This is a genomic window from Acidimicrobiales bacterium (assembly GCA_035512495.1).
Classification (GTDB): domain Bacteria; phylum Actinomycetota; class Acidimicrobiia; order Acidimicrobiales; family CADCSY01; genus DATKDW01.
In genome coordinates this window covers 1-6,074 of the sequence record DATKDW010000045.1, presented here as the reverse complement: position 1 = coordinate 6,074, position 6,074 = coordinate 1, and the positions used below count along the sequence as shown (strand labels likewise).

The following is a 6,074-nucleotide window of genomic DNA, read 5'->3' as shown; positions in this document are numbered from 1 at the left end:
GGCGCAGCCCATGGACTCGGCCCACATCTTGTAGTCGGGCACCTCCTGGGACAGGAAGACCTCGGAGTACCGCTCCTCGTAGAACATCTCCTGCCACTGGCGGACCATGCCGAGGTAGCTGTTGTTCAAGATGGCGATCTTGACCGGGATCTTCTCGACCGAGGCGGTGACGAGCTCCTGGGCGGTCATCTGGAAGCAGCCGTCGCCGTCGATGGCCCAGACCATGCGGTCGGGGAAGGCGACCTTGGCGCCGATGGCGGCCGGCACCGAGAAGCCCATGGTGCCGAGCCCTCCGGAGTTGACCCAGGTGTAGGGGTGGTTGAAGTGCCAGTACTGGCTGGTCCACATCTGGTGCTGGCCGACGCCGGAGCAGACGATGGTGTCCGACGGCGTGTTGTCGCGCAGCGTCTCGAGCACGAACTGGGGCTTGAGCCGCTCACCCGCGACCGGCTGGTCGTAGTGCAGCGGGTGCTTCTCCTGCCAGCCGCTGAGCGTGGACCGCCACGCCGTGATGTCGGCCTGCGTGCGACCGCCGTCGAGCATCGAGCGGATGTTGGTCACCAGCTCCTCGATGATGAGGCGGGCGTCGCCGACGATGGGCACGTCGGGCGTGCGGTTCTTGCCCAGCTCGGCCGGGTCGATGTCGGCGTGGATGACCTTGGCCTTGGAGGCGAACTCGTCGAGCTTGCCGGTGACCCGGTCGTCGAAGCGGGCGCCGAGGGTGATGAGCAGGTCGCACTCCTGGAACGACATCACCGCGGTGTAGTTGCCGTGCATGCCGGGCATGCCCAGGCACAGCTCGTGGTCGTCGGGGAACGAGCCCCGGGCCATGAGCGTGGTGACCACGGGGATGCCGGTGAGCTCGGCCAGCTCCTTGAGCGCATCGGCGGCCCGGGCCTTGAGGATGCCGCCGCCGGCGTAGATCACCGGCTTCTCGGCGGCCAGGATCAACTCGGCCGCCTCCTTGATCTTCCTCGGGTGCCCCTTGGTGGTGGGCCGGTACCCGGGGAGGCCGGCGACGATCTCCGCGTCTGTCGGCCAGTACCAGTCGAGCGCCGAGCGCGGGTTGGTGGGGTCGACGATGTCCTTGGGGACGTCGATGAGGACCGGGCCGGGCCGGCCGGTGGTGGCGATGTGGAACGCCTCGCGCACGATGCGCGGGATGTCCTCGGCCCGGGCCACCAGGTAGTTGTGCTTGGTGATCGACATCGTGATGCCGGTGGTGTCGCACTCCTGGAACGCGTCGGTGCCGATGGCGGCGTAGGGCACCTGGCCGGTGATGCAGACCATCGGGACCGAGTCGAGGTAGGCGTCGGCCAGCGGGGTCACCACGTTGGTGGCGGCCGGGCCGGACGTGACCATGCAGACGCCGGGCTTGCCGGTGACGTGGGCGTAGCCCTCGGCCATGTGGCCGGCGCCCTGCTCGTGGCGCACGAGGACGTGGCGGATCGAGGAGTCGATGATCGGGTCGTAGACGGGCAGGATCGCCCCTCCCGGCAGGCCGAAGATGACCTCGACGCCCTCGAGCTCGAGCGCCCGGATGAGGGCTGCTCCGCCGTTGGTCGGTTCGTTCGGTTCCACGGGTGGTGCTCCTGGGTCTCTGCGGGGGCGAAAACGACGACGACCCCCCGAGACGGGAGGTCGTGGAGCGCACGCGCGACGGGGTGGTCGGGCGAGCGCTAGGCGAGGAGTACTACGAGGTGTCGGCGGACCATCCCGACCATCCTGCCACCGTGCGCCTGGCGCCGCCAACCCTGATCTACAGTTCTGGTCGAGTCGGAAGGGATGTCACCGGACCGCGTCGAATACCATGTCGGAGATGTCCCGATCGCGCGAGCCTGCGTGGTCGGGTCGGGGGCCCGTTGAGAGACGGGCACTACACCGTTGAGGAGCAATACATGCAGGTCAACCGCATCATCGTCAGATTCGCCGCCCTCGTTGGGCTGGCACTGGCACTCGCCGTCGGGTCCGCGACCATCGCCCCAACGTTCGCCGGAGCGCAGTACGAGGGCGAGTACGAGGGCGAGTACGAGGGCGAAGACGAGGGCGGCTACGAGGGCGAGGACGAGACCGCGCCGGACGAGACCGCCGCTCCCCCGCCCAGCGACGGCGGCTTCCTGCCCCAGACCGGTGGCGTGGCCCTCCTCGGCCTGGCTGGCGCGATCACGGTGTCCGGCCTGGCCCTGCGCCGCCTGATCAGCACCTGAGCACCTGAGCACCGTGGTCCGGCGCGGCCTGCTGGCCGCAGCCGGGCTGTACCTGACGATCCTCGCCGTCCATGCCCTCGTGGTGTGGGCGGCGTTGGGGTCGGCCCAGGACGACCTCCGCTCGATCTCGCTCGACTCGATCGAGCAGGCCGGCGGCATCCGCCCGGCGGTCCAGCCCGCCCTCGACGCGGTCGGTCGCGCCGACGCGTGGATCTCCAGCCCGGCGGTCGCGCCGCTGCGCGTCGTGCCGGTCGTCGGTGACCAGGTCGACGGGGTCCAGGCCATGGTCGAGCGGCTCGCCGCCGTGGCCGATGCCGGCGATGACGCCCTCGACGAGGTCGAAGCCGGGCTGGCCCGCACCGGCGAGCCCAGGGGGCGCGTCGCCCTCCTCGACACCGCCCTGCAGGCCATCGACGACGTGGAGGGGGCGGTCCTCGCCCTCCCCGCAGCCCGCACCGACGGCCTGCTCGGTCCCGTCCGCACGGCCCAGGCCCGCCTCGACACCGAGCTCGACGAGCTGCCCGAGCGCTTCGACGAGCTGCGCGGCCACCTGCGCACCACCCGCGAGCTGCTCGACGGACCGACCCGGATCCTGCTGCTGGCGGCCAACAACGCCGAGCACCGGGCGGGGATGGGCATGCACCTGTCGGCCGGGGTCATCACCCTCGAGGGCGGCGACTTCGAATCCAGCCGGTTCGTCCCCACGGTCCAGGTCACCGCGGCGACCGAGGGACGCGCCGACGTACCGGAGGACGTCGCCGCCCTGCACGGTCGGATCTGGGACATCGGCAAGGAGTGGCGCACCACCTCCACCACCCCGGACTTCCCCACCGCCGGCGCCATCTTCGACCAGCTGGCAGAGCTGGCCCCGATCGGTCCGGTCGACATGGTGGTCTCCCTCGACGTGCCGGCGCTGGCGATGATGCTGGACGCCACCGGCCCCGTCGAGGTCGACGGCGAGCTCGTGACGAGCGAAAACGCCGTCGACCTCTTGCTGCGCGACAACTACCTGCGCATGGGCGAGGAGTCCGAGGCCAACGAGCGCCGGGACCTGCAGAGCCGCATCGCCGGCACCATCTTCGACACCGTGACCGAGCGGGACCTCGACATCGTCGACCTCGCCGCTTCCCTGACCCGGGCGGCCGAGGGCCGGCACCTGATGGGCTGGTCGGAGGACCCCGACGTGCAGGCCCTGTGGGAGGCCCTCGGCGCCGACGGGGCCCTGACCGAGGACAGCTTCCTCGTCGCCGCCCAGAACGCCACCGCCTCCAAGCGGGACTACTACCTGGACCCGGAGGTCGACCTGATCCCGGTGGGCGATCCCGTCGACGGCCGGCGCCGGTACCGGGCGACCCTGACCCTCGCGAACCCGGTCGTGTCCCCGACGGCGCCCTACGTCGACAGCCTCAACCGGTTCGTGCCCGTCGGGGTCCACCGGGCCTACGTGACCTTCACCCTCCCGGGCTCGGCCGAGCGGGTGGACATCGTGACCGGTACCCCGAGCGGCGTCGGCACCGACGGACCGACGGTGGTCGCCGCATCCTGGCTGCGGGTGCCGGAGGGTGAGACCCGCACCACGGCGGTGGAGTTCGACCTGCCCGACGACCTCCGGCGCCTCGACCTCGTCCCCGGCGCCCGGGTCCGGCCCACCACCTACCGCTTCGGACCCCGGGTCGAGGTCACCGATGCCGTGCCCCGCCGGGTGCCGCTGCCCCGCGTCGCTGCGCTCCGACCCCAGGAGGCCCAGCCGCTGGCGGCGGCGGCCCTGATCGCCGGCCTGCTCGGAGTCATGCTGCTCGTGAACCGCTCCCGCCGGTTGGAGGGCCCCGAACCGGACCTGGCCGCGGCCCGTTCCGACGCGCGCCTCGCCGCCCTCGTGCTCGCCGTCGCCGCGGTGGTCGGGGTGCTGGCCGGCCTGGCGTAGACGGGCTCAGACGCCGGCGACGTCCTTGAGCTCCTCGAGGGACTCCTCGAGCAGGTGGCACAGGTCCCACAGGTCGGGCACCGCGTCGCGGCAGGCGACCAGGCCGAAGTCGCAGCGGCCGTTGTAGGACATGATCGTCATGTTCAGGCCCTGGGTGTCGGCGATGGCCGAGACCGGGATGTACGTCAGCATCTCGGCGCCGCCGGCGTACAGCGGGAACTGCGGGCCGGGCACGTTGGAGATGATCAGGTTGAACGGCGGGTCGATCCGGTTGGCGATGGCCGTGCGAGCCATGACGCGGGATGCCCGGGCGAAGATCGCCGGCGGTGCGAACTCTGCGACGTCGGTGAGCAGGTCACCCGGGATGGCCCCCAGGGTCTCCTTGGCCCGCAGGGTCTCCTCGTGGATGACCTTCAGCCGCTCGACCGGGTCGGCCACGTCGGTGGCGAGGGCCGCGAGCATGCCGGAGACCCGGTTGCCATAGCTGAGCGCCTCGTCCTCGGTGCGCACCGACACCGGGATGAGGCAGCGCAGCGACTCCTCGGGCAGCTCACCGTGCTTGTCCAGGTAGGTGCGAAGGGCGCCGGCGCACATGCCGAGCACCACGTCGTTCACGGTGACGCCGAGCGCGGTCTTGACCGCCTTGACCTCCTCGAGCGGCACGCTGGTGAACGCGAAGCGCCGGTGCGGGCCGATCTTGTTGTTGAACCGGGTGGAGGGGCGGGTGAGGCCGCCGGTGTGGGAGATCTCGACCGGGTTGTCCTCCTCCTCTCGGGGACCCTGCCCGAACAGCTGGGCCACCGGTTCGGGCACGGCCTTCGCCACGCTCCCCCAGTCGATGGCCCTGCCGATCTGGGGCGCCGCGCGGAGCAGGCGCAGCGCCAGCCGGCCCTGCTTGTACGGCCGGGTCGCCAGCGACGTGAGACCCCGCAGCAGCATCTCCTCCTGGGTGGGCACCTGCTCGGGCGGCGGGCACTCCCCCTCGCGAGCCGGCGCGTCCGGCTCCAGGTCGAGGATGTTGGCGAGCAGCTGGGCGCCGCCCACGCCGTCGATGGCGGCGTGGTGGATCTTGGTGAGCTGGGCGATGCGGCCGTCGGGCAGGCCGTGGATGACGTAGAGCTCCCAGAGGGGCCGGCTGCGGTCGAGGGGCCGGGCGATGAGGCGGCTGACCAGATCGGCGAGCTGCTCGTCGGTGCCGGGCGGCGGGACCGCGGTCTGGCGGATGTGGAAGTCGAGGTCCAGCTCGGGGTCCTCGATCCAGTACGGGTGGTCGAGGTCGAACGGGACCGAGACCAGGCGCCGGCGCATGGGATCGAGCAGGTGCAGCCGCTCCTCGAACAGGCGGCGGGTCTCTTCGTAGCCCCCGCCGTCACCGTCCTTCGGGTCGAAGAGGATCAACGACGAGACGTGACCGAACGTCGTCGGGCTCTCCATGTACAGGAACGAGGCGTCCACTCCGCTGAGCTGTTGCATGTCGACTGGTTCCCCGTGCGCGGTGCGATCTCCTGCTGCATCGTGACACGCGTGGGGTGAGCTGCGTCAGTCCTCGGGGGTCAGCAGCGGGTAGGCGCCGTCCTCGTCGTGGACCTCGCCGCCGGTCACCGGGGGGTTGAACGTGCAGATGACGCGCAGGTCCTCCTCGACGCGGAGCACGTGCCGGTCGTGGTCGTTCAGGAGGTAGATGGTGCCGGGGCGGATCTCGTGGACCTCGCCGGTGGCCTTGTCCTCGAGCGTCGCCTTGCCCTCGATGCAGTACACGCCCTCGAGGTGGTTCTTGTACCACATGTGCGTCTCGGTGCCGGTTCGCAGCACCGTGTCGTGCATGGAGAAGCCCATGCCGTCGTCGGCGAGCGAGAGCCGGCGCGACGACCAGTTGCCACCGTCGACATCGCGATCGGTGCCGACGATGTCCTGCAGGGTGCGGACGATCACGACGCCACCTC

At 71.0% G+C, this 6,074-nt stretch carries 5 protein-coding genes; 2 read left to right on the top strand and 3 right to left on the bottom strand.

Annotated elements, in window-relative coordinates; all coding sequences use genetic code 11:
- Positions 1-1,581, bottom strand: a 1,581-nt coding sequence (gene ilvB, locus VMN58_05935) for a biosynthetic-type acetolactate synthase large subunit (protein ID HUF32730.1), incomplete at its 3' end; no start/stop codon positions are given.
- Between the two features lie 317 nt (positions 1,582-1,898).
- On the opposite strand from ilvB, the gene VMN58_05930 reads away from it, so the two are divergent.
- Together VMN58_05930 and VMN58_05925 are read left to right on the top strand one after the other, a co-directional pair.
- Entirely contained in the window at positions 1,899-2,207 is a 309-nt protein-coding gene (locus VMN58_05930) for a hypothetical protein (GenBank protein ID HUF32729.1), read from the top strand.
- A gap of 13 nt (positions 2,208-2,220) precedes the next feature.
- Complete coding sequence (locus tag VMN58_05925; protein HUF32728.1) at positions 2,221-4,131, top strand: DUF4012 domain-containing protein; 1,911 nt, start codon at positions 2,221-2,223, stop codon at positions 4,129-4,131.
- A gap of 6 nt (positions 4,132-4,137) precedes the next feature.
- On the opposite strand, the gene VMN58_05920 is transcribed toward VMN58_05925, so the two are convergent.
- Together VMN58_05920 and VMN58_05915 are read right to left on the bottom strand one after the other, a co-directional pair.
- Positions 4,138-5,604, bottom strand: coding sequence for a wax ester/triacylglycerol synthase family O-acyltransferase (locus tag VMN58_05920; GenBank protein HUF32727.1), 1,467 nt, complete (start codon positions 5,602-5,604; stop codon positions 4,138-4,140).
- A 66-nt stretch (positions 5,605-5,670) separates the two neighbouring features.
- A partial coding sequence (locus tag VMN58_05915; GenBank protein ID HUF32726.1) for an ectoine synthase occupies positions 5,671-6,074 on the bottom strand: 404 nt, incomplete at its 5' end.

Coding starts and splice junctions, on each gene's coding strand:
- VMN58_05930 (HUF32729.1), top strand. CDS start 1,899: ATGCAGGTCAACCGCATCATCGTCAGATTCGCCGCCCTCGTTGGGCTG.
- VMN58_05920 (HUF32727.1), bottom strand. CDS start 5,604: ATGCAACAGCTCAGCGGAGTGGACGCCTCGTTCCTGTACATGGAGAGC.